The 20,602-nt window shown below is 63.4% G+C and carries 22 protein-coding genes; 14 read left to right on the top strand and 8 right to left on the bottom strand.

What is annotated here, in order from left to right; all coding sequences use genetic code 11:
* The first annotated feature begins 120 nt into the window (after positions 1 to 120).
* A complete protein-coding gene (locus C9427_RS16180) occupies positions 121 to 702 on the top strand; it encodes a TetR/AcrR family transcriptional regulator (RefSeq protein ID WP_097571595.1) in 582 nt (193 codons plus the stop codon).
* Between the two features lie 275 nt (positions 703 to 977).
* Here C9427_RS16180 and C9427_RS16175 read toward each other — a convergent pair whose 3' ends face one another.
* The 5 genes from C9427_RS16175 to C9427_RS16155 form a co-directional block, all read right to left on the bottom strand.
* Complete coding sequence (locus C9427_RS16175; RefSeq protein ID WP_107650110.1) at positions 978 to 2,000, bottom strand: LacI family DNA-binding transcriptional regulator; 1,023 nt, start codon at positions 1,998 to 2,000, stop codon at positions 978 to 980.
* Positions 2,001 to 2,061: 61 nt separating this feature from the next.
* Positions 2,062 to 2,856 carry an ATP-binding cassette domain-containing protein gene (locus C9427_RS16170; protein ID WP_107650109.1) on the bottom strand — a complete coding sequence of 265 codons (795 nt, stop codon included), beginning with the start codon at positions 2,854 to 2,856 and terminating at the stop codon, positions 2,062 to 2,064.
* Between the two features lie 3 nt (positions 2,857 to 2,859).
* Positions 2,860 to 3,846, bottom strand: a complete 987-nt coding sequence (locus C9427_RS16165; protein ID WP_107650108.1) for an ABC transporter permease — start codon at positions 3,844 to 3,846, stop codon at positions 2,860 to 2,862.
* 115 nt (positions 3,847 to 3,961) lie between these two features.
* Positions 3,962 to 4,894 carry a sugar ABC transporter substrate-binding protein gene (locus tag C9427_RS16160; RefSeq protein WP_107650107.1) on the bottom strand — a complete coding sequence of 311 codons (933 nt, stop codon included), beginning with the start codon at positions 4,892 to 4,894 and terminating at the stop codon, positions 3,962 to 3,964.
* Positions 4,895 to 5,175: 281 nt separating this feature from the next.
* Positions 5,176 to 6,333: a fumarylacetoacetate hydrolase family protein gene (locus tag C9427_RS16155; protein WP_107650106.1), complete on the bottom strand. Its 1,158-nt coding sequence runs from the start codon at positions 6,331 to 6,333 to the stop codon at positions 5,176 to 5,178.
* A gap of 400 nt (positions 6,334 to 6,733) precedes the next feature.
* Here C9427_RS16155 and C9427_RS16150 point away from each other — a divergent pair, with 400 nt between their 5' ends.
* The 5 genes from C9427_RS16150 to C9427_RS16130 all read left to right on the top strand — a co-directional run bounded on the left by C9427_RS16150 (position 6,734) and on the right by C9427_RS16130 (position 11,403).
* A complete protein-coding gene (locus C9427_RS16150) occupies positions 6,734 to 7,612 on the top strand; it encodes an ABC transporter permease (RefSeq protein ID WP_107650105.1) in 879 nt (292 codons plus the stop codon).
* Positions 7,609 to 8,484, top strand: a complete 876-nt coding sequence (locus C9427_RS16145; protein ID WP_107650104.1) for an ABC transporter permease — start codon at positions 7,609 to 7,611, stop codon at positions 8,482 to 8,484. Before C9427_RS16150 ends, C9427_RS16145 begins: the two co-directional genes overlap by 4 nt.
* A complete protein-coding gene (locus C9427_RS16140; protein WP_107650103.1) occupies positions 8,469 to 9,539 on the top strand; it encodes an ABC transporter substrate-binding protein in 1,071 nt (356 codons plus the stop codon). The genes C9427_RS16145 and C9427_RS16140 overlap by 16 nt, the downstream gene beginning before the upstream one ends.
* A gap of 180 nt (positions 9,540 to 9,719) precedes the next feature.
* A complete protein-coding gene (locus tag C9427_RS16135) occupies positions 9,720 to 10,328 on the top strand; it encodes a cupin domain-containing protein (RefSeq protein ID WP_107650191.1) in 609 nt (202 codons plus the stop codon).
* The gene (locus tag C9427_RS16130) at positions 10,318 to 11,403 is read left to right on the top strand and encodes an ABC transporter ATP-binding protein (RefSeq protein WP_107650102.1); all 1,086 of its coding nucleotides are present in this window, start codon (positions 10,318 to 10,320) and stop codon (positions 11,401 to 11,403) included. Before C9427_RS16135 ends, C9427_RS16130 begins: the two co-directional genes overlap by 11 nt.
* Positions 11,404 to 11,492: 89 nt before the next feature.
* Here the strand turns inward: C9427_RS16130 and C9427_RS16125 are convergent, their stop codons facing one another.
* Positions 11,493 to 12,185, bottom strand: coding sequence for a FadR/GntR family transcriptional regulator (locus C9427_RS16125; protein ID WP_107650101.1), 693 nt, complete (start codon positions 12,183 to 12,185; stop codon positions 11,493 to 11,495).
* A 190-nt stretch (positions 12,186 to 12,375) separates the two neighbouring features.
* Here C9427_RS16125 and C9427_RS16120 point away from each other — a divergent pair, with 190 nt between their 5' ends.
* Genes C9427_RS16120 through C9427_RS16085 form a run of 8 tightly spaced genes read left to right on the top strand, consistent with a single transcriptional unit; the run spans position 12,376 to position 19,682 of the window.
* Positions 12,376 to 13,368, top strand: coding sequence for an ABC transporter substrate-binding protein (locus C9427_RS16120; RefSeq protein WP_107650100.1), 993 nt, complete (start codon positions 12,376 to 12,378; stop codon positions 13,366 to 13,368).
* 12 nt (positions 13,369 to 13,380) lie between these two features.
* Positions 13,381 to 14,208, top strand: a complete 828-nt coding sequence (locus C9427_RS16115; RefSeq protein WP_107650099.1) for an ABC transporter permease — start codon at positions 13,381 to 13,383, stop codon at positions 14,206 to 14,208.
* Between the two features lies 1 nt (position 14,209).
* A complete protein-coding gene (locus tag C9427_RS16110; RefSeq protein WP_107650098.1) occupies positions 14,210 to 15,013 on the top strand; it encodes an ABC transporter ATP-binding protein in 804 nt (267 codons plus the stop codon).
* Between the two features lie 6 nt (positions 15,014 to 15,019).
* Positions 15,020 to 15,775, top strand: coding sequence for an ABC transporter permease (locus C9427_RS16105; protein WP_107650097.1), 756 nt, complete (start codon positions 15,020 to 15,022; stop codon positions 15,773 to 15,775).
* A 2-nt stretch (positions 15,776 to 15,777) separates the two neighbouring features.
* Entirely contained in the window at positions 15,778 to 16,470 is a 693-nt protein-coding gene (locus C9427_RS16100) for a fumarylacetoacetate hydrolase family protein (RefSeq protein WP_107650096.1), read from the top strand.
* Positions 16,463 to 17,998, top strand: coding sequence for an acyl--CoA ligase (locus tag C9427_RS16095; RefSeq protein WP_107650095.1), 1,536 nt, complete (start codon positions 16,463 to 16,465; stop codon positions 17,996 to 17,998). Before C9427_RS16100 ends, C9427_RS16095 begins: the two co-directional genes overlap by 8 nt.
* Positions 17,999 to 18,000: 2 nt before the next feature.
* The gene (locus C9427_RS16090; protein ID WP_107650094.1) at positions 18,001 to 18,987 is read left to right on the top strand and encodes a 2-dehydropantoate 2-reductase; all 987 of its coding nucleotides are present in this window, start codon (positions 18,001 to 18,003) and stop codon (positions 18,985 to 18,987) included.
* A 59-nt stretch (positions 18,988 to 19,046) separates the two neighbouring features.
* Positions 19,047 to 19,682, top strand: a complete 636-nt coding sequence (locus C9427_RS16085; RefSeq protein ID WP_107650093.1) for a 2'-5' RNA ligase family protein — start codon at positions 19,047 to 19,049, stop codon at positions 19,680 to 19,682.
* Positions 19,683 to 19,692: 10 nt separating this feature from the next.
* Here the strand turns inward: C9427_RS16085 and C9427_RS16080 are convergent, their stop codons facing one another.
* Together C9427_RS16080 and C9427_RS16075 are read right to left on the bottom strand one after the other, a co-directional pair.
* Positions 19,693 to 20,178, bottom strand: a complete 486-nt coding sequence (locus C9427_RS16080) for an SRPBCC family protein (protein ID WP_425351651.1) — start codon at positions 20,176 to 20,178, stop codon at positions 19,693 to 19,695.
* Positions 20,175 to 20,540 (bottom strand): ArsR/SmtB family transcription factor, encoded by a 366-nt coding sequence (locus tag C9427_RS16075; RefSeq protein WP_107650092.1) that lies wholly within the window; start codon positions 20,538 to 20,540, stop codon positions 20,175 to 20,177. The genes C9427_RS16080 and C9427_RS16075 overlap by 4 nt, the downstream gene beginning before the upstream one ends.
* Between the last annotated feature and the right edge of the window lie 62 nt (positions 20,541 to 20,602).

Below are 20,602 nucleotides of genomic sequence, written 5' to 3'. Positions count from 1 at the left end.
GTGCAAGATAGGTGTTACCAGTAAGTAACATTCGTGACGTTACAGACCGGTAACACCCTAGTCAAGAGGTGTGCTGAATTTTTAGGGAGCCCCCACTCTTAGGGAGCCAAGGAGACTGAGATGGCAGACGGCATTTCGGAACGCGTTCGGCCCCGGGATCGAATCCTGGAGACGGCTCAGGACATGTTCCACAAGCATGGCATCAAGGGCGTCGGCGTCGACGCCATCACCGAAGCCGCCGGCACCAACAAGATGACGCTGTATCGTCACTTCGAATCCAAGGACGATCTGATCATCGAGTGCCTGCGCGCCACCGCATGCAAGGCCGCCGCAATATGGGATGCATTCGAGGCCGAATATCCTGGCGACAAGCTTGCGCAACTGCATGCCTGGGTTCGCAAGGCCTCCGAGATGCTGGCGAACGACAGCCGCGGCTGCGACATGGCCAATGCCGCTGTCGAGTTGAGTGAGACCAATCATCCGGCAAGGCGTGTGATCAAGGAACTCAAGGAAGCCCAGCGCGAACGCCTGGTGAATTTGTGCCGGGAGGCTGGCGTCGGCCAGGCCGAACTTCTCGCCGACACGTTGTCGCTATTGCTCGAGGGCGCGCGCGTCAGTCTGCAAAGTGTCGGCGCCGAGGGCCCCAGCGCGCAGTTCGTGCGCATGGCTGAAGGCCTGATCGCATCGTTCAAGGCGCGATAGGATCCGGCCATACGAGTCCGCGTTTTGGACGCGGACGACATCTCCATGAATGGAAAGAAAAAAGCCCGCTGCCGGGAGGAGGTGGCAGCGGGCTTGATTTCGAACGCGGTGCGGGAGGAGGTGCACCGAATTCTAGGCCGGCATCGCATCTGGGAGGAGTAGATGGCCGACAACTGTGAACTTACGGACTGCCTAACGATTCGGCAACTGCGAAAGATGCATAGCAGATGTGCATATTTGCGGTGGCGCCTGTGATCTGAAGCCGGAAAGCGGCATTATTGCACCGGGACGTTTTCCCTAAAGATCAGGCGCGGCTCGATGAATTTTCGGGTCAGATAGGGCGCCGAGGACGCAATTGAGCCGAGTAGGCGAATGACCGACTGCTCGGCGATCAGCCGCGCATTCTGGTCGATGACGACATCGAGCAAATCGTCGACGAGATAGCCGCGCGTTGCCCGCGTCAAATCATGGCAGATGAAGACCGGCTTCTTCTGCGGCCTGGCTTCCAGCAATGCCTTCGCCACGCCCGAGCGGCCGGCGCCGACGCAATAGATGCCGAGCAGCTCCGGCTCGTTGTGCAGCGCCTGCATCGTCGCGGTGTAGCTGATATCGGGCTCGTCATTGATCTCGACCGCGCTGGTCACGGTCAGGTTGGGGAACTCCTCGCTCAGCACCGAGCGAAAGCCCATTTCGCGCTCCTCGTGCCCGCGATAGGAGCGTGAGCCGACGACTATTGCCAGATGACCCGGGCGTTCAGCGAGGAAGCGTCCCATCAACAAGGCAGCAGTGCGGCCCGCAACGCGGTTGTCGATGCCGACATAGGCCGATCGGGGCGCGCCCGGCACGTCGGACACCAGCGTGACGAGGCGGATGCCGGCCTCGACGATCTCGCGCAGGATGTTGCGCGTTCGCGGGTGGTCGATGGCGATGACGCCGACGCCGTTCGCCCTGAGCGAGAGGTTTTCGATCGCCGCCTGCAATGCTCCGGGCGAGATGCCGGCGAGGTTGTGGATCCGGCATGAGGCGACCAGCGGCAGGCGCGCAGCGTAGTCTTCGATGTGCCTTGCCAGATCCATCATGAAGGCGTTGGAGCCGATCGGCAGGAAGAATTCGAGATGCGCCGGCCGCGACGGCAGCGCCACCTGGTCGACGACCGGCAGGTAGCCGAGCTGCTTGGCCGCTTCCATCACGCGCTGCCGGTTGGCCGCACTTGCGCCCGGCCGGTTGTTCAGTACCCGGTCGACCGTCGCGGTCGACAGCCCGCAGCTTCTGGCGATATCCGAAACGGTGGCTTTCATGGTCCCAGTCATAGGAGCGGATGCGATCCCGTGCCAGACATGCGGCTAGTCAGGCTGGCGCTCAGGCTCCCGAATGCTTGCCCTCGACGACGGCGTCGCGGATCTCCTTATCGGACATGCCGGTGATGACCCGCTCGACTTCGGCGACGTTGGTCTTCTTCGGGTCAATGTCATCGGCAACCACCTTGCCCCGGCGCATGACGACGATGCGGTCGACCACCTGGAAGACGTGGTGGATGTTGTGGGCGATGAAGATGCAGGAATGGCCCGAATCGCGGGCGCTGCGCACGAAACTCAGCACGCCTTGCGTCTCGGCGACGCCGAGATTGTTGGTCGGCTCGTCGAGGATGATGAGGTCGCTGTCGAAATGCATGGCCCGCGCGATCGCCACCGCCTGCCGTTCGCCGCCGGAGAGCGAGCCGATCGGTGTCGTCGGCGGGATGTTCTTGGAGATGCCGACCTGTTTCAAGAGGTCGCGGGCGACCACGTTCATCGCCTCCTGGTCCATCCGGTTGAGGAAGCGCGGCGGCTTGATCGGCTCGCGCCCGAGAAACAGGTTGCGGGCGATCGACAATTGCGTGACCAGCGCCGAGTCCTGGTAGATCGTCTCGATGCCATGGGCGATGGCGTCGCTGGTGCTGCGGAAATTGACCTTCTTGCCGCGGATGAAGATGTCGCCGCTGGTCAGCGGCACCGCACCCGACAGCACCTTGATCAGCGTCGACTTGCCGGCGCCATTGTCGCCGAGCAGCCCGACGATCTCCCTTTCATTGACGTGGAAATTGGCGTCCACCAGCGCTCGCACGCGCCCGTAGGACTTGCGGATGTTTTCCATGCGGACAAGCGGTTCGGCCATGGTTCACGTCCCTGCCTGATGCCGGCGTTCCAGCCATGAGTGGAGCGCCATCATGCCGAGGATGATGGCGCCGATGAAGATGTTGTAGGCAAGGCCGGGCACGCCGATCAGCACGATGCCGTTGCGCATGACGCGCAGGATCAGGATGCCGAGCACGGTTCCGATGATGGTGCCGCGCCCGCCGGTCAGCGCGGTGCCGCCGATCACCACCATGGCGATGACTTCGAGCTCGTAGCCGGTGCCGCTGTTGGGATTGGCCGCCGAGGTGCGCAGCGAGGAGATGACGCCGGCGAGCGAGGCCATGATCGCCGACAGGATGAACAGGCCGATCTTGACGCCGCTGACATTGACGCCGCGCGCCCTTGCCGCGTTGGGGTTGCCGCCCGCCGCCTGGATCCAGTTGCCGGTCCGGCTCTGCGTCAGCACATAGCCGAGCGCGATTGCCGCGGCGATGAACCAGAACAGCGACATGTAGATGCGGAACGGCCCGATGAAGAAATCGCCGACCAGCGCTTCCGCGAGCCAGCTGCCTTCGGCGCTCCAGGTCCGCTGCGGGAAGCCGTCGGTGACGAACAGGGCGGTGCCGCGGACGACAAGCAGCATGCCCAGCGTCACCAGGAAGGACGGGATCTTGAGCTGCGTGACGAACCAGCCATTGACCAGCCCGATGAAGGCGGCGACCACCAGCGCGATGAGGAAGCCCATTTCGAGTGAGGTGACGCCGCTGTTGAACAGGGTCCACATCAAAACCGGCGAGAAGCCGAATACCGATCCGACGGAGAGGTCGAATTCGCCAGATGTCATCAGCAGCGTCATCGCCAGTGCGATCAGGCCGAGCTCGACCGTGAAGGCCAGCGTGTTGGAGATGTTCTGCGGCGACAGGAAGCTCGGGTTGATGCTCCAGAAGACGGCGATCTCGACGACCAGCAGCACCAGAGGACCGAACTCAGGCCGCGCGATCAGTCGTTGGATGAGGGAATGATTTTCCACCTTGGTCCCGCGAAATGAGTGGAATTGGCTGAGGGCCTGCGCCGCACCGGCGGCCTCGGCGAAAGGAAAGGATAGTCGCGACCGCGGATGCGATCGCGACTGTTCTGATTGCGGATTATTTGCCGGACAGGATCTTGTCGTAAACCTCGGCGGTGTCCTTCTCGTAGAGCGCCCCGGTGATCACGTTGAAGCCTGGCGGAATGCCGCTGGCGGCCATGTTGGCCAGTGAAAGCGCCACATAGCTGGTCGCTTGCGGATCCTGCCACTGCCCGGCATTGACATAGCCGTTCAGCACTTCCTGGGTGGTGTCGAGCGAGTTGCCCCAGCCGACGACCGGGATTTCGCCCGGCTTGACGCCGACCTGGTCGAACACCCGCTTGATCGAGCCAGTCACGAGGTCGCCGAGGCCGATGATCGCCTTGACCTTCGCCTTGTTGGCGGTGAGGTAATCGACCATGCGGTTGATCACTTCGGCCTGGTCGAGCGTCGCTTCGGTGATTTCATAGGTGATGCCGAGCGGCTCGAAGACGCTCTTGATGCCTTCTTCTTCCTGAACGCCATAGGTGGCGCCGGGAATCTCGACCGGCATCCAGACGAAATCGCCCTTCTTCACCAGGCCCTTGTCGACCAGATACTGCGCCCAATGCTTGCCGAAGGTGACGTTGTCGCCGCCGACATAGGCGTTGAAATCCGCCTTCGGGTCGGGCGTGTTGAAGTTGATGATCGGGATGTTCGCCGCGCGGGCTTCCTTGACGATCTCGACAAGGCTGCCCGGATCGGGGCTGGTGGTGACGATGCCGTCGGCCTTGGCCGATATCGCCGCGCGGACGGCCTCCTGTTGGGACGCCACGTCGCCATTGTGGAACGAGGTGTTGACGGTATTGCCGGTATCCGTCGCCCATTGCTTGGCGCCGGCGAGGAAATAGGTCCAGACCGGGTCGGCAGGACCGCCATGCGAGACCCAGTAGAAGGTCTTGGCCTGCGCCGCCGCCGGAATGGCCAGCGCCATGATCAAGCCGAATACAAGCAGTCGTAGTCTTGAAAGCATTTGATTTCCTCCCATTGAAAGTGACCTCCACATCGGCCGATCCGGGCAAAGCCCCGACCGTACCTCCTGTCATCGCCGATCCGGACGTCGCAAGAGCATTCCCTTTTCCGGTCGATGGCAAGCCTCCATCCACCAAAGGATGTTGGCGCAAGGCGTGGCGCCATCAGCAATCCCATCAGATTGCATCAGTTCGGCTGATATTTTCCAGGGCGGGCGGTGCAGTGTGGATGCATCAACAGCCTCGCACGCCCATCGCAAGGTTTGCCGCCTTGGCGCCGGAACTAGATGAGGTCGGCTTTGGCAAGGTCGCGCATCAAATGGCTGGCGCCGTAGGTCCAGTGCGGGCAGTCGGGCGACAGCCGCACGCGGTTGACCAGGGCGCCGAATTTCTCCGACGAGATGGTGACGATGTCGCCGACCTTGTGCGTAAAACCCTTGCCCTTTTCGCCGCGATCCTTCGACGGCACGAACATGGTGCCGAGATAGAGCGCCAGGCCATCGGGATATTGGTGATGCGGCCCCATCGCGGCCGCGACCAGCTCTTCGGGCGAGCGGCTGATCTCCGCCATCGAACTGGCGCCCTCCAGCGAAAACCCATCCTCGCCCTCGACCTTCAGGCGCACGATGGCCTGCTTCACGTCATCCATGGAAAATGTTGCGTCGAACAGCCGGATGAATGGTCCAAGCGAGGCCGAGGCGTTGTTGTCCTTGGCCTTGCCGAGCAGCAGCGCCGAGCGCCCTTCGACATCGCGCAGATTGACGTCATTGCCGATCGTGGCGCCGACGATCCTGCCGCTGCTGGCCGCGATCATCGCGATCTCGGGTTCGGGATTGTTCCATGTCGACACCGGATGCAGGCCGACATCGGCGCCGAAGCCTACCGACGCCATCGGCTGGCACTTGGTGAATATCTCGGCGTCCGGGCCGATGCCCACTTCCAGATATTGCGACCAGGCGCCGCGCGCGATCAGCTTGGCCTTGATCTCCATCGCCTCCGGCGAGCCGGGCTTGAGCTTCGACAGATCATGGCCGATCAGCCCGGCAATGTCGGCGCGAATGGCGTCGGCCTTCTCCGCCGAACCGCGCGCCTGCTCCTCGATGACGCGTTCGAGCAGGGATACGACGAAGGTGACGCCCGACGCCTTCACCGCTTGCAGGTCGACGGGGGAGAGCAGGTATGGCTGTGCCGGATCGCGCGCGGCCTGGAAACTGTTGGCGGCGATCGCGTCCAGCGAGCCGACCGCTCTGCCCTTGGCCGAACGCACATGTCCGGCGGGATCCGCCATCTCGCAGATGTCGCGTACGGTCGGCGCGGCGCTCGACGTGATGTCGAAGACCGTGCCGTCGCGAGCCGTGACCACCAGCGGATGCGACGCATCGCTCGTCCTGGCGCGGCCGATGAAGATGCCCTCGGCGGGCAGGTGCGTCGGGTTGGTCATGCCTTGAAATCCTCCATTGTCTCTTTCCGCGGCGACAGTCGTCTTGCCGATGATCGATCAAGACACCGGCGTTGTCGGCGGAGCGGCACTTTCAACAAATTCCTGCCAAAGGTCTATCCCGTCCTCAAGGCAAGCTTTGTTATTTGCGCGACTGGACCTCAATCGATTATGGCGTGCGCCAATGACCAAGCCGGAACGCATATTTCAAAAGCATGAAATCGCTATCCTCGTCGACTGGACGCGTTCGACAGGCTCGCCACAGCGGCTGCCAGCGCGCTGCATGCCAAGCGCATCGCGCCGTCCGCTCCATGTGGACTTGTTAAGCTGTTGCTGAATCGGCTTGACAGTTTCATGAATATGAAAAAGGCTTAGTCGATTTCAAAACCCGATTGGCCGCCCGATGTCGACCTTCGTTGCAACTGAGCCACCGCGGACCTCGCCGGGTTTCCGGTTGGCTATGCTGCTGCCGGGCGGGCTGGTAACCTTCTTCCTGATCTTGTTTGCCCTCGGCCTCGTGCTTTTCCTCGCCTTTCGCGGCAATGACGGTTCTCTGTTGGGCGCCGGTTTCACGCTTGCGAATTTCGCCATGGTGGCGTCCGATCCCCTGTACTGGACGGTGACGCTGCGCTCGCTGGCGATTGCCGGTTTGGTGACGCTGGCAACGGTCGTGACCGCCTATCCCGTCGCCTACTATCTCGCCTTCCACGCCGGGCGGCGGCGCGGCCTGCTGCTGTTCCTGGTGACGCTGCCGTTCTGGACCAGCTATCTCTTGCGCGTCTTCGCCTGGAAGATCGTGCTTGCCTACAATGGCGTGCTGAACTCGGCGCTGATCGAAAGCGGCATCTGGTCGGAGCCGACCTTAGCGTTCCTCAACACGCCGGCAGCCGTCATCGTCACGCTCGCGCACGCCTATGCGCCATTCGCCATCCTGCCCATCTACGTGGCGCTGGACACCATCCCGAAGTCACTGCTCGAAGCCGCTTCCGACCTTGGCGCGAGACCCTTCACGTCCTTCCGCCGTGTCGTCCTGCCGAACTCGATGCCGGGCGTGCTGGCGGCAGCCCTCGTCGTCTTCGTGCCGACGGTCGGCGACTATGTGACACCAGCGCTGGTCGGCGGCCCGGCCAGCACCATGATCGGCACGCTGATCCAGGCCGAGTTCGGCAAGGCCAATGACTGGCCGTTCGGCGCCGCGCTCTCCGTCGCCGTCATGCTGGTCATCCTCTGCGTGGTGCTGGTCGTGCGCTTCGCCGACCGCAGATTTGGCAGCCGGACATGAGCGCGGCGCGCACCAACGCGAGGGAAGGCGGCCGTTGGCTCGGCGTCTACGTGCTCGCCTATCTGGTCTTCCTCTATCTGCCAGTGGCGCTGATTCCGCTGTTCTCCTTCAACAACTCGATCCAGGCGGCGTTTCCGCTGCAAGGTTTTACGCTCCAATGGTACGGGACGCTTTTCGGCAATTCGGCGCTATCGGGCGCGCTTGCCAACAGTTTGGTGATCGGGGTGATCGCCGCCACCGGTGCCACGCTCTGCGGCATCACCGTGTCCTACATGGACCTCTATGGCCGCTCGCCGCTTGCCGCCACGATCAGCGCCATTGCCCGGCTGCCGATCCTGATTCCCGGCGTCATCGTCGGCATCTCGCTGCTGATCCTGGTCAATCTCATCGGCTTCGGGCCGTCGCGCATTGCCATCGTGCTCGGGCACATATTGGTGGCGCTGCCGACGACGGTGGTGATCATGAGGAGCCGTTTCGCCGCCATCCCCAAAACCATCCGCGAGGCAGCGCTCGATCTCGGTGCATCGGACTGGACGACATTCCGCCGCGTGATGCTGCCGCTCAGCCTGCCAGCGATAGGTTCGGCCTTCATGCTGGCCTTCCTGACTTCCTTCGACGAATTCATCGTCGCCTTCTTCCTCGCCGGCACCGAGCCGACGCTGCCGCTCTATATCTGGAGCCAGTTGCGCTTCCCCAAGTCGCTGCCGACCGTCATGGCGCTGGGTACGGCGATCCTGGCCGTGTCCTTCGTCATTGCTGCATTCGCCGAAATCCTGCGCCATCGCGGGCTCGGCGCCCAGCGGACGGCGCCCGCCGATCTGCCCAAACCACAACAAACCGAGAGAGGAGAACTGCAATGGCATTCGACCTGAAATCGATAAGTGGAAAGAGAGCCCGCGCCGGATTGGCCGCGCTGGCGCTGGCGCTTTCGTCGACCGTGGCGTTCGCGGGCGACAAGCTGCAATATTTCACCTGGTCGGGCTATGAACTGCCCGACTTCAACGAGAGCTTCCTCGCAGCACACCCCGATGGCGTCGAGGCCTCGATGTTCGGCGACGATGACGACGCCTTCACCAAGGTCAAGGCCGGCTTCCGCCCCGATGTCGCTCATCCCTGTTACGACAAGGTGGCGCGCTGGAACAAGGAAGGCCTGCTACAGCCGATCGACACCAAGCGCATCAAGAACTGGGATTCGATCTTCCCCGTCTTCAAGAACCTGCCCGATTTGCAAGCCGGCGACGGCAAGGTCTGGATGGTGCCGTGGGACTGGGGCAACACCTCGATCCTCTACCGCACCGATCTGGTGAAGAACCCGGAAGCGAGCTGGAGCTTGCTCTGGGACAAGCAATATGCCGGTCGCATGGCAACCATCGACGCCGTGCACGACACGCCGGTGGTGGCGGCACTTCTGGCCGGCGTCAATCCGTTCGACATGACGCCTAAGCAGATGGACAAGGTGGCGGAAAAGCTGCGCGAGCAGCGCCCGCTGCTTTCGAACTACACCACCGACATGACCTCGGTCGAACAGGCGCTGGCCAGCGGCCAGCTGGTAGCCGCCATGACCTGGAACGCGTCGGCCACTTCGCTGAAGAAGCAGGGCGTGCCGGTCGAGTTCATGAAGCCGAAGGAAGGCATGCTGACCTGGGCCTGCGGCTTCGTCATGCTCAAGGATGCCAAGAACGTCGACCTCGCCTATGACTTCATCAACAGCCGGCTGGAGACGGATTCAGGCAAATATCTGATCCAGGCCTATGGCTATGGCAGCTCGACCAGCTCGGCTTTCGCCGCGGTGCCGAAGGAAGAACTCGACAAGCTGCAACTGCCATCCGATCCGGAAGTAATGCTGAAGACCACCGTCTTCACCGGGCCGATGAAACAGAATGACGAGCTCGCCAAGATGTTCGAGAAGGTCAAGGCGGGCGGCTGAGTTCGCTCTTCCTTCTCCTCTTGTGGAAGAAGGTGTCGCCGAAGGCGACGGATGAGGGGTGTTCCAGCTTGGCACCGGCAGCGCTCAGGCCAGCACCCCTCAACCGTCTCGGAGCTTCGCGCCGATCCACCTTCTCCCACAAGGGGAGAAGGGAAAACCTTACGAAACGAGGACCGATGGATGGACATGCTGGACGAGGCGGCCGAAAGGCTTAAGGACGATGCCGACGTCAAGGTTGGCCGGCGCGTGCGGGCGCTGAGACTCGAGCGCAATCTTTCACTGGCCGAGCTGGCCGCCAAGGCAGGCGTCTCTATCGGTGCGCTCAGCCAGATCGAACGCGGCATGTCGTCATTGCGGGTACGGGTGATCTGGCCGCTCGCCGCTGCCCTCGACATCGAGCCGTCGGCGCTGATCGCGGACGGCAACGATGCCGTCAACGATCTCTACTGCGTGCGCGCCAACAGCCGGCGGCAGATCCCGGTCAAGTCGGAAGGCATCGCCAAGGCGCTGCTGTCGCCGCCCGCCGCCACGCTCACCGGCATGCTGGTGACGGTGGACGCAGGCGGCGGCACCGCCGAGGCCTATGCGCACGCCGGCCATGAATTCGGGTTCGTCATAACGGGCGAGGTCGAGCTCGTGGTCGATTCGACCACATACGGGCTAAAGACCGGCGACAGCTTCGCCTTCAAGAGCACGCTTTTGCATGCCTTCCGCAATCCCGGCAGCGAGCCTTGTCAGATCCTCTGGGTCAACACGACAAAACCATCCGAGGTTCGCGATGGCGCCTGATCCACTCGTGCGGCTGCAGGCAGTCTCGAAGATCTTTCCCGGCGGCATTGTCGGCCTCGATGCCGTCGATCTCGACATTGCCCGCGGCGAGTTCCTCACCCTTCTCGGTCCATCCGGCTGCGGCAAGACCACCAGCCTGCGGGTGATCGCCGGTTTCGAAAGTCCGTCGAGCGGCGAGGTATTGCTCGAAGGCCGAGACATCACCGCACTCAGGCCCTTCGACCGGCCCGTCAACACGGTCTTCCAGGACTATGCGTTGTTTCCGCACATGAACGTTGCCGAAAATGTCGGCTTCGGCCTGTCGCTGCGCAGGCTCACCCGCGCCGAACAGGCAAAGCGCGTAGGCGAAGCCCTCGACATGGTCGGCCTCGCCGACAAGATTGGCGCCCGCGTGTCCGAACTCTCAGGCGGCCAGCGCCAGCGCGTCGCGCTCGCCCGCGCCATTGTCTGCGAGCCGCGCGTGCTGTTGCTCGACGAGCCGCTGTCGGCGCTCGACGCGCATCTGCGCGAGCAGATGCAGGTCGAATTGAAGCGGCTGCAGTCGCGTCTCGGCACCACCTTCGTCATGGTCACCCACGACCAGACCGAGGCGCTGTCGATCTCCGACCGCATCGTCGTCATGAACAAGGGCCGCATCGAGCAGATCGCGCCGCCGGCAACGCTGTACGACCGGCCCGCCACCAAATTCGTCGCCAGCTTCATCGGCACGATGAACCTTCTGCAGTCGCGGTTTCTCGGTCGCGATGGCGATCGCTTGCGTTTCGCTGCTGGCGCCTTGCCGTTGGAAGCCGTCTCGGAAACTGGCGAGCTGCCTGGCGAAGGCGCGGTGCGAACCATTGGCGTGCGTCCGGAGGATTTACTGGCGACAACCGAAGCCGCGGCCGGCACCGCACCGGTACGGGTGACCAGCATCGTCTTCCACGGCCGCACCCTGCGCCTGCATGCCGAACTGGAGCAGGGGGCACCGGTGGTGATCGACGCGCCACGCCGCGCGGAGGGTTTTCAATTCAGCGTCGGCGACGTGGCGCATATCAGCCTGCGCCGTGGCGCTAACTGCCCTATGCTCTCAAACTGATCTCGTTTCATCAAGGGCATCATCGGCTGTAAGCGCTACAGCATCCATCGCGCGTCCAAATGGACGTGCGGCGCCGTGGTGTGGCTGAGCTATTCGGCGGCTTCGCGAACAGGTATCAGGCGCCGCTCGACCTGCTGGAGATGCAGGCGCATGGCTGCCGCCGCGCCGCCGAGGTCGCGCTCGGCGATCGCTTCGACGATCCGTTCATGGTCGGCGAAGCTGTGATGGTCCGCCGGCGGACGGGCGCCCTCTGCACGAAGGCGTCCCCAGACCACGGTGCGGCGCACGGCGTTCAGCACATCGAACAGGCCGAGCAGCACATTGTTGCGGCTTGCCTGCGCGATCTGCCGGTGCAGCAGATTGTCGATGTTTTCATATTGCCGCCAAGTAACCGCCTCCCGCGTCTGCGCCAGCGATTGCCGCATCGCCGCGATGTCGGACAGCGTGGCGTGCAGTGCCGCTTCGCGCGCGATCTCCGGTTCGATGATCAGGCGCGCGCGCATCACATCCGCCGGATTTGTGCGGCCGGCGATTTCGGAAATTCCGATCGTCTCCTCGACCGGCCCCCTGCCGACGAAGGTGCCCCTGCCGACGTGCCGCCAGATGCGGCCGTCTTTCTCGAGCACCGCCAGCGCCTTGCGCAGGTCGCCGCGCGACACGCCAAGGCTCTCGCACAGTTCCCGCTCCGCGGGCAGCCGGGTTTCACCGGAATGGTCCATCTGGGCCAGATAGGCCTGAAGCTGAACCAAGGCGGCCTGGCCGCCACTTCCGGCATCGTCCATCAATTTAACCAATTCGCCTATTGCTTCCCTTTCCTGGTGTTAAAACGATTGGCCTTAACCGTCAACTGCCAAGTTTTCTAGGCTATCGGACATCAAGCAGGTATGTTTCTCCTTGACCAATCAGCTTCCTTTGCTTAACCAATTAGAAAAATGGTTATAAGAATGGTTATAAGAAACGGGAGGAATGACAATGGCCAGACTATCCAGACGTACCATCCTAACCGCCGCTTTCGCCGCGGTCCTTTTGAGTGCGCCGCTGCCGGCGGCAAGCGCGGGCGACATGCGCATCGCATTCGGCGACCTTCCCGGCATCGAATCCATCCAGACGCTCGCCGCGATAGAGCGCGCCAAGGAGCGCGGCGTAAATGTCGAACTCATCGTGCTCAATGACGAGGACCTGGCTGCCCAGGCGATTGTCGGCGGCCAGGCCGATGTCGGCATCGGCGCGCCCTATACGCTGATCCAGAAGGCGGGCGTGCCGATCCGCGTCTTTGCGCAGATATCGACGCTGCGCTTCTTTCCCGTCGTCAACAGCGAATTTTACAAGGAATGGAAGGATCTGGACGGGCAGGACGTCGCCGTTCAGGCGCGCGGTTCCGGCACCGAGGCGGTCATGCTGCTGATGGCGAAGAACCACGGCATCAAGCTCGGCAACGTCAGCTATGTCCCGGGCTCCGAAGTCCGCCGCAACGCGCTGCTCCAGGGGACGCTGAAGGCGTCGATCGTCGACGCCGCCAACCGGCGCGCGCTAGAGGCCGAAGCGCCCGGCAAGTTCATCGTCTTGCCGGTGGAGAATCTCAAAGCCTCCGACGAAGCGTTGTTCGCCACGGCGGACTATCTGAAAAACAACGCCGCCGACGTCGATATCCTGGTCGAGGAATTGATGAAGACCGCGCGCGAAATTACCGAGAACCCGACTGTCGCGGTGGAATTCCGCAACAAGTACAAACTGCTGCCGGATCTCGGCGCTGAAGCCGACGGCGAGATCACCGAATACTACAAGGAAACAGCGGCAGCCGGCAGCCTTGCGCTGAGCGGCGGCGGCGCCGATGCGGCCGCCGACGATTTCGCCTTTTTCAGCCTTGCCGGCCAGATCGAGGGCGATCCCGCCAGCCTCAAGGTGGCGGACTTCTGGGATGTCGCCGCACTCGACCGCGCCGTCGCCAAGCTCGGCAAGAAATAGGCGGCCTGGCGGATGGCTTTGAGCATCAGAACCGACGGCGAGGCTGCTGGCCTCGCTGCCTCTTCCAGCCGCGGCACGACGGGCGCCTGGTGGGAAGAGCCGGTCGTGCTCAGGCTGGTCTCTATCGCTGCTTTCGCGGCGATATGGGAAGTGGCTGGACGCATTCCCGTCAGCTTCGCCTTCCCGACCTTTTCCGACACGATGGTCGCGTTTTTCGGTCTGCTCGCTGACGGGAGCCTGGCCAGCGCCTATCTCTCGACGCTGCAGCCACTGGTGCTCGGCGTCGTCCTGTCGGCGTTCCTGGGTGTCGGCCTCGGCACTATCTGTGGCCTGTGGCGCACCGGCGAATGGCTGCTGATCCCGGTGTTCATCGTGCTTCAGGCGGCCCCTGTCGCCGCCTTCATTCCGATGGTCACCTTCGTCTACGGCATAGGCATGACCGCCAAGACGCTTGCCGTCATCATCCTTGCGCTGCCGGTCATCGTGCTCAACACCTACAAGGCCGTGCGCAACGTCAACCAATCGCTGCTCGTCATGTGCCGGTCGTTCCTCGGCACGCCGTGGCAGACCGTTGCCAAGATCATTCTTCCGGACGCCAGCCCGGTCATCTTCGCCGGTCTGCGCCTCGGCGTCGCCGCCGGGTTCGTCGGCGTGGTGCTGGCCGAACTGCTGATCACCCCGACCGGCATCGGCGACCTCATCACCTTCCACCGCTCGCGCGCCGACTACGCCGAGATGTATGCAACAATTGGCTCGATCATTGCCCTTTCCACCCTGACGCTGGTCTTTCTGCAATGGGTGGAAGCTCGTGTGTTCAGGCCCGAGAAGAGAGGTGCCTGAGATGCGCGCTACCGCATTGCGAAATGGACCGTCGCCGGTGTCGGCACCGATCGATACTATTGTGGAGGTGAGGGGGATTTCCAAGACCTATGGCAATGTCGAGGCGCTGCGCGGCATCGACCTCGACTTTCCCCGGGGCAAGCTGACCAGCCTTCTCGGGCCTAGCGGTTGCGGAAAGACGACGCTGCTGAAGATCATCGCTGGCCTGATAAGGGCCGATGGCGGAACCATCGCCATCAACGGCAAGACTGTCAGCGCACCAGGCCCCGAACGCGCTTTCGTGTTCCAGGATTTTGCACTGATGCCTTGGGCAACCGTGTTGCGCAATGTCGCCTTCGGCCTGGAATTGCGCGGCACCAGCAGGGCCGAACGCGAGGAGATCGCCCGCCGTTACATCGCCGAAGTCGGCCTCGCCGGCTTCGAGGACAAATATCCCCATGAACTGTCGGGCGGCATGCGCCAGCGCGTCGGCCTGGCGCGCGCTCTGTCGGTCGATGCCGATGTCCTGCTTCTCGATGAACCGTTCTCGGCGGTCGACGAGCAGAACCGGCGCAAGTTCCAGGAGGATCTGATCCGGCTGCGCACCAACCAGAACAAGACCTTCATCTTCGTCACGCACTCGATCGAGGAGGCGGTCTACATCTCCGACCGCATCGTCTTGCTGTCGCCGCGGCCCGGCCGGGTTTCGCAGATCATCGAACCGGAAATCGACCGCTCTGGCGATCCCGAGCGCATTCATCGCGACCGGCACTATCTCGATACCGTCGACGAGATCTGGCAGGGGCTGAAGCAATATGTGGAATGACCGGCAATGACCCTGTTTGGCTATCGCATACCAATGATGGCGTCCCTGCTTGTCTGGTGCGTCGTGTGGGAGGTCGTTGGTCGTCTGAACCTTGTCTTCCTGCTGCCGCCCTTCAGTGAGGTGCTGGCTGCAGCGGTCGATCTCGTGCAGACCCCGTCCTGGCAGAAGGCCACGGTCACCACCCTTCGCGCCTTCGCCACGGGCATGGTGCTCTCGATCGTCATCGGCGTGCCGCTGGGCATCCTGATGGGACGCGTCAAGATCGCCGACGATCTGCTCGGCATGTGGGTCAACATCTTTTCCAGCGCGCCGCTCTCGGCGATCGTTCCGGTGCTGATGATCCTGTTCGGCTTCGGCGAGAAGACGATCGTCGCTGCGGTGTTCCTGTTTGCGATCTGGATCATCGTTCTCGACACGCGCGCCGGCGTTCGCCATATCTCGCCGTCGCTGATCGAAATGGCGCGCTCCTATGGCGCCTCGCGTCCGGCGCTCTACTCCAAGATCATCCTTTGGGCCGCCCTTCCGGAAATCCTTGCCGGCATCCGCCTCGGCCTCATTCGCGGCGTCAAGGGCGTCGTCATCGGCCAGCTGCTCGTCGCCATCGTTGGCTACGGTGCGCTGTTCGAGACTTTCTCGCGCAATTTCCGCATGGCCGAATTCTGGGCCTTGACCGTCATCCTTTTCGCCTTCGCCCTGGTGATCGCCGAGCTGATCGAACGGGCCGAAGCCAAAGTCGAATATTATGCAGGAGCAAGACAGTGAACATGCACGGCACGACCTATGTCATCGAACCGAACGCAATCCCGAGCATCCCGGTGGCGGGAACCGACAAGTTGTTTCCGGTGCACCGGGTCTATTGCGTCGGGCGCAATTATGCCGCCCATGCGGTCGAGATGGGGCACGACCCCAACAAGGAGCCGCCATTCTTCTTCCAGAAGAACCCCGACAACCTTGATACGTCGGGAGAATTTCCCTACCCTCCGGCCTCCAATGATGTTCATCACGAAATCGAAATGGTCGTGGCGCTGAAAAGCGGCGGCAGGGATATCCCGGTCGACAAGGCCCTGGACTGTGTATTCGGCTACGGCGTGGCTCTGGATATGACCCGTCGCGACCTGCAGGGCAAGGCGAAGGACATGGGCCGCCCATGGGAAGTCGGCAAGGCTTTCGAGGCATCGGGGCCATGCACGCCGCTGGTTCCTGCAGGTTCGATCGGCCATCCCGACAAGGGATCGATCTGGCTGGACGTCAATGGCGAGAGAAAGCAGACGGGCGACCTCAACCAGATGATCTGGAAAGTTCCCGAAATGATCAGCTATCTCTCAGGCCTTTTCACGCTGATGCCGGGGGACATCATTCTTTCCGGCACGCCGGCGGGCGTCGGGGCGGTCGTTCGCGGCGACGTTCTGCGCGGCCATGTCGAGGGCGTCGGCGACCTAGAGGTTCGCGTTGTCTGAAGCCGCATCGATTGTTGAACGGCTCGGTGCCGGAGCCGACGATGCGCCGGCGATCGCGGCCCCGGACAGGACCACGCTCAGCCATGGCGGGCTGCGCCGCCTGATCGTCGAAACGGCAACGCGGCTCAATGCGCTCGGCCTCGGCCGCGGCGACCGGGTGGCCATCGTATTGCCGAACGGCCCGGAAATGGCGACGGCCTTTGTCGCCGTGGCGGCCGCCGCCTCGACGGCGCCGCTCAATCCGGCCTACCGGGCCGACGAGCTCGATTTTTATCTCAGCGATATCGGCGCAAAAGCGATCCTGGTCGCCGAGGACGAGAGTGGCCCGGCGGTCGCGGTTGCCGAGCGCCTGGGCATAGCTGTGCTGAGGCTCGCAGCACGGGGTGACGTGCCAGCCGGCAGTTTCGAGATCGTAGGCAAACCGGTCGGTCCGTCTGTTTTGTCCGGCCTGGCCGAGGATGGTGACATCGCGCTCTTGCTGCACACCTCCGGCACCACGTCGCGCCCCAAGCTGGTGCCGCTCAGCCATGCCAATCTCGCCGCATCGGCCGCCCATATCGGCGCCACGCTCGGCCTGACATCAAATGATCGCTGCCTCAACATCATGCCGCTGTTCCACATCCATGGACTGATTGCGGCGGTGCTGTCCTCGCTTGCCGCCGGCGGCAGCGTTTTCTGCACGCCGGGCTTCAACGCGCTGCGCTTCTTTCACTGGCTCGGCGAGGCGCGGCCGAGCTGGTACACGGCGGTGCCGACCATGCATCAGGCGATCCTGCCGCGCGCCGCGCGCAATGCCGATCAACTGGCGGCCGCACCGCTGCGCTTCATCCGCTCGTCCTCGGCGTCGCTGCCGGCGCAGGTGATGGCCGAGCTCGAAGCGACCTTCGGCTGCCCGGTGATCGAATCCTACGGCATGACGGAAGCCGCGCACCAGATGGCCTCAAACCGGCTGCCGCCGGGCCAGCGCAAGCCGGGCAGCGTCGGCGCCGCCGCCGGGCCTGAAGTGGCTGTGATGGCGCCGGACGGGCGGCTGCTCAAAGCCGGCGAGACCGGCGAGATCGTCATTCGCGGTCCCAATGTCACGGCCGGCTACGAGAAGAACCCGGACGCCAATGCCAGCGCCTTCGCGCATGGCTGGTTCCATACCGGCGACCAGGGCGTGCTCGACGACGATCTCTATCTGCGCGTCACCGGACGGCTGAAGGAGATCATCAACCGCGGCGGCGAGAAGATCTCGCCGCTCGAGGTCGACGAGGTGCTGATGGATCATCCGGCGGTGGCGCAGGTCGTCACTTTCGCCATGCCGCATGACAAGCTGGGCGAAGAGGTTGCGGCCGCGATCGTGTTGCGCGAGGGCATGGCCACGACCGAGACCGATATTCGCGGCTTTGCCGCGACGCGGCTCGCCGATTTCAAGGTCCCGCGCAAGGTCCTGATCCTGGACGAAATCCCCAAGGGCGCGACCGGCAAGCTGCAGCGCATCGGTCTCGCCGCCAAGCTCGGTCTTACCAAACCTGGTCCGGGTTGACGATGCGGATCACCGTCTTTGGCGCCGGCGCGATCGGGGGCTATCTCGCGGCCAAGCTTGCCGTGGCCGGCAAGGTCGATCTTTCGATCGTGGCGCGCGGCGCGCATCTCGACGCGATCCGGGCGGATGGACTTCGTCTGATCGAGGACGGTCGCGAATCCGTCGCTGCTGTCAGGGCGGCGGCGCTGGCCGAGGAGCTTGGCGTGCAGGACTATGTCGTGCTGGCGCTCAAGGCCCATTCCGTTGCCCCGGCGCTCGACCAGATCGCGCCGCTGCTCGGGCCGGGCACGGCCGTCGTCACCATGCAGAACGGCGTGCCATGGTGGTATTTCCATGACGTTGGCGGGCCGCTGGAGGGCACGCGGCTGCAGGCGGTCGATCCGGGCGGAACGATCTGGGATCGTATCGGCCCTGGACGCGTCATCGGCTCCGTCGTCTACCCCGCGGCCGAAGTGGATGCGCCCGGCCTGATCCGCCATGTCGAGGGCACGCGCTTCTCGCTTGGCGAGCCTTCGGGCGAGAAGAGCGAACGCGTCACGCGGCTTGCCGGGGAGATGGTCGCGGCGGGTTTGCAGGTGCCGGTTCGCGACGACATCCGCAGCGAAATCTGGGTAAAACTCTGGGGCAATCTCTCCTTCAACCCGATTTCCGCGCTCACCGGCAGCACGCTTGCGGCCATCGTTGCCGATGAGGCAACCCGCGCGCTTGCCCGCACCATGATGCTGGAGGCTCAGGCGATCGGCGAAAGCCTTGGCGTTCGCTTCCCGATATCGGTCGACCGGCGCATCAAGGGCGCCGGCGATGTCGGCGAGCACAAGACCTCGATGCTGCAGGATTTGGAGCGCGGCCGTCCGATGGAGATCGACGCGCTGGTGACGGCGGTGCAGGAGCTCGGCCGGCTGACCGGCCAGCCGACACCCACAATCGACAATGTGCTGGCGCTGGTGCGCCGCCTTGGCATCGAGCGCGGGTGCTATTTTCCGTTGTAGTATGTTCTTGTTTTGTTCTAGACTGCTCGATCGGACCAAAATGCCGGACGGGATCAGCCATGAACGAGCTGCCTTCATTCGGGATCGGCAAGAACGGCCAGACTTTCTTCCGCTGGGACGAGCCGGACCAGCGGCGCAACGATCGGCTGTTTTTCGCCATTCTTTTGGAAAGCACGATCGCCACGCCACTGGCGCTGAGGGCGGCGAGCTGGCAGCGCGAGTTGGGCCTGCGCGGCAAGCTCATTGCGGCCAAGCAGTTGCACATCTCGCTGGTTGGGCTCGGCGATCATGACGGATTGCCGATGTCGCTGGTGGAAGCCGCCTGCCGCGCCGGTGGCCTCGTCCAGGCGGCATCGTTCAATGTTTCCTTCGATCGTCTGTCCGCCTTCGGCGGTGGCGCACTGGTGTTGCGCGGCAGCGACGGTATTCCACCCTTGCAAACCTTTTGGCGCAGCCTCGGCGCCACGCTCGCTGACAGCCCGCTGAAGCCCTTCCTGGCGAATTCCTTCGAACCCCACGTCACCTTGCTGCGCGACAGGACGCGTGTCGCGAAGCTTGGCGAACGAACCATCGAACCTATCGGCTGGACGGTCCGCGACTTCGTGCTCGTCCACAGTTTCCTGGGGCAGGGCCGGTATCAACTTTACGGGCGCTGGCGGCTGAGCGGCCAGGACGATGCGGTAGCCGCCATGTGAGAAGACACCATCAGATCGTCTTGACGTATTGCGCAAGCTGGTCGAGCACGGTGCCCCAGCCGTCATAAAAACCCATCTCCTCGTGGTTGTTGCGCGTGGCTTCATCGCGGTGGATGGCGGTCGCGATGTAGCGCGTTGCCTTGCCTTCCGGCTGGAACGATATGACCGCGGTGATGAATGGGTTCCCTGATGGCCGATAGCCGGGCAGCAGTGCGTCGGTCCACACCAGCCGCTCGTTAGGCACGATGTCGAGATAGCAGCAATGGCGGTCGTTGACCTCCTTGCCGTCAGGCGACTGCATGCGGGTCCTGAACAGGCCGCCGGGCCTGAGGTCGATCTCGCAATCGGTGATGATCCACGGCTTCGGCGTGAACCATTGGCGGACGTGCTCGGGCTTGGTGTAGGCGGTCCACAGCAGTTCGCGCGGCGCATCGACAACGCGTTCGAGGACGAGGTCGAGTCTCGGATCGGGTTTGAACAGCGGGATCATATTCATTTGTCGCTTTCCCTAAGTTTCATCACGTAGGCTTCGAATTGATCGAGGCGGCGCTCCCACAGCGTGCGCTGTTCGGCCAGCCAGTTTTCCGCGAGCTTCAGCGGTTCGGGTGCAAGCTGGTAGGTCCGGATGCGCCCGGTCTTTTGCGAGCGCACCAGCCCGCAGCCTTCCAGCACCTTCAGGTGCTCGACGAAGGAGGGCAGGGCCATGCCGAAGGGCTCCGCCAACTCGCTGACCGAGGCGGGGCTTCTGTTCAGCCGCTCGACCACACGGCGGCGCGTCGGATCGGACAGCGCCCGGAAAATGCCGTCGATCGGCGGGATGCCGGAACCGGCGGTCTGCGGGTTTGTTGTCGCGGTCATGTCTTCCTCGCGCCACTGCGTCGGCCAAAGATCGTTCCGAAAATACTTAGGTAAATTCCTTA

It is taken from the genome of Mesorhizobium helmanticense, from assembly GCF_003034915.1.
Classification (GTDB): Bacteria; Pseudomonadota; Alphaproteobacteria; order Rhizobiales; family Rhizobiaceae; genus Mesorhizobium; species Mesorhizobium helmanticense.
This window is presented reverse-complemented; position numbering and strand designations above follow the sequence as displayed.

Bases quoted from the DNA above. Each gene is read 5' to 3' on its own strand.
- C9427_RS16075 (WP_107650092.1), bottom strand. From the start codon at position 20,540: ATGACCGCGACAACAAACCCGCAGACCGCCGGTTCCGGCATCCCGCCG.
- C9427_RS16145 (WP_107650104.1), top strand. From the start codon at position 7,609: ATGAGCGCGGCGCGCACCAACGCGAGGGAAGGCGGCCGTTGGCTCGGC.
- C9427_RS16105 (WP_107650097.1), top strand. From the start codon at position 15,020: ATGACCCTGTTTGGCTATCGCATACCAATGATGGCGTCCCTGCTTGTC.
- C9427_RS16115 (WP_107650099.1), top strand. From the start codon at position 13,381: ATGGCTTTGAGCATCAGAACCGACGGCGAGGCTGCTGGCCTCGCTGCC.
- C9427_RS16090 (WP_107650094.1), top strand. From the start codon at position 18,001: ATGCGGATCACCGTCTTTGGCGCCGGCGCGATCGGGGGCTATCTCGCG.
- C9427_RS16175 (WP_107650110.1), bottom strand. From the start codon at position 2,000: ATGAAAGCCACCGTTTCGGATATCGCCAGAAGCTGCGGGCTGTCGACC.
- C9427_RS16110 (WP_107650098.1), top strand. From the start codon at position 14,210: ATGCGCGCTACCGCATTGCGAAATGGACCGTCGCCGGTGTCGGCACCG.
- C9427_RS16180 (WP_097571595.1), top strand. From the start codon at position 121: ATGGCAGACGGCATTTCGGAACGCGTTCGGCCCCGGGATCGAATCCTG.
- C9427_RS16100 (WP_107650096.1), top strand. From the start codon at position 15,778: ATGCACGGCACGACCTATGTCATCGAACCGAACGCAATCCCGAGCATC.
- C9427_RS16155 (WP_107650106.1), bottom strand. From the start codon at position 6,333: ATGACCAACCCGACGCACCTGCCCGCCGAGGGCATCTTCATCGGCCGC.
- C9427_RS16160 (WP_107650107.1), bottom strand. From the start codon at position 4,894: ATGCTTTCAAGACTACGACTGCTTGTATTCGGCTTGATCATGGCGCTG.
- C9427_RS16080 (WP_425351651.1), bottom strand. From the start codon at position 20,178: ATGAATATGATCCCGCTGTTCAAACCCGATCCGAGACTCGACCTCGTC.
- C9427_RS16140 (WP_107650103.1), top strand. From the start codon at position 8,469: ATGGCATTCGACCTGAAATCGATAAGTGGAAAGAGAGCCCGCGCCGGA.
- C9427_RS16170 (WP_107650109.1), bottom strand. From the start codon at position 2,856: ATGGCCGAACCGCTTGTCCGCATGGAAAACATCCGCAAGTCCTACGGG.
- C9427_RS16085 (WP_107650093.1), top strand. From the start codon at position 19,047: ATGAACGAGCTGCCTTCATTCGGGATCGGCAAGAACGGCCAGACTTTC.
- C9427_RS16130 (WP_107650102.1), top strand. From the start codon at position 10,318: ATGGCGCCTGATCCACTCGTGCGGCTGCAGGCAGTCTCGAAGATCTTT.
- C9427_RS16120 (WP_107650100.1), top strand. From the start codon at position 12,376: ATGGCCAGACTATCCAGACGTACCATCCTAACCGCCGCTTTCGCCGCG.
- C9427_RS16135 (WP_107650191.1), top strand. From the start codon at position 9,720: ATGGACATGCTGGACGAGGCGGCCGAAAGGCTTAAGGACGATGCCGAC.
- C9427_RS16125 (WP_107650101.1), bottom strand. From the start codon at position 12,185: ATGGACGATGCCGGAAGTGGCGGCCAGGCCGCCTTGGTTCAGCTTCAG.
- C9427_RS16150 (WP_107650105.1), top strand. From the start codon at position 6,734: ATGTCGACCTTCGTTGCAACTGAGCCACCGCGGACCTCGCCGGGTTTC.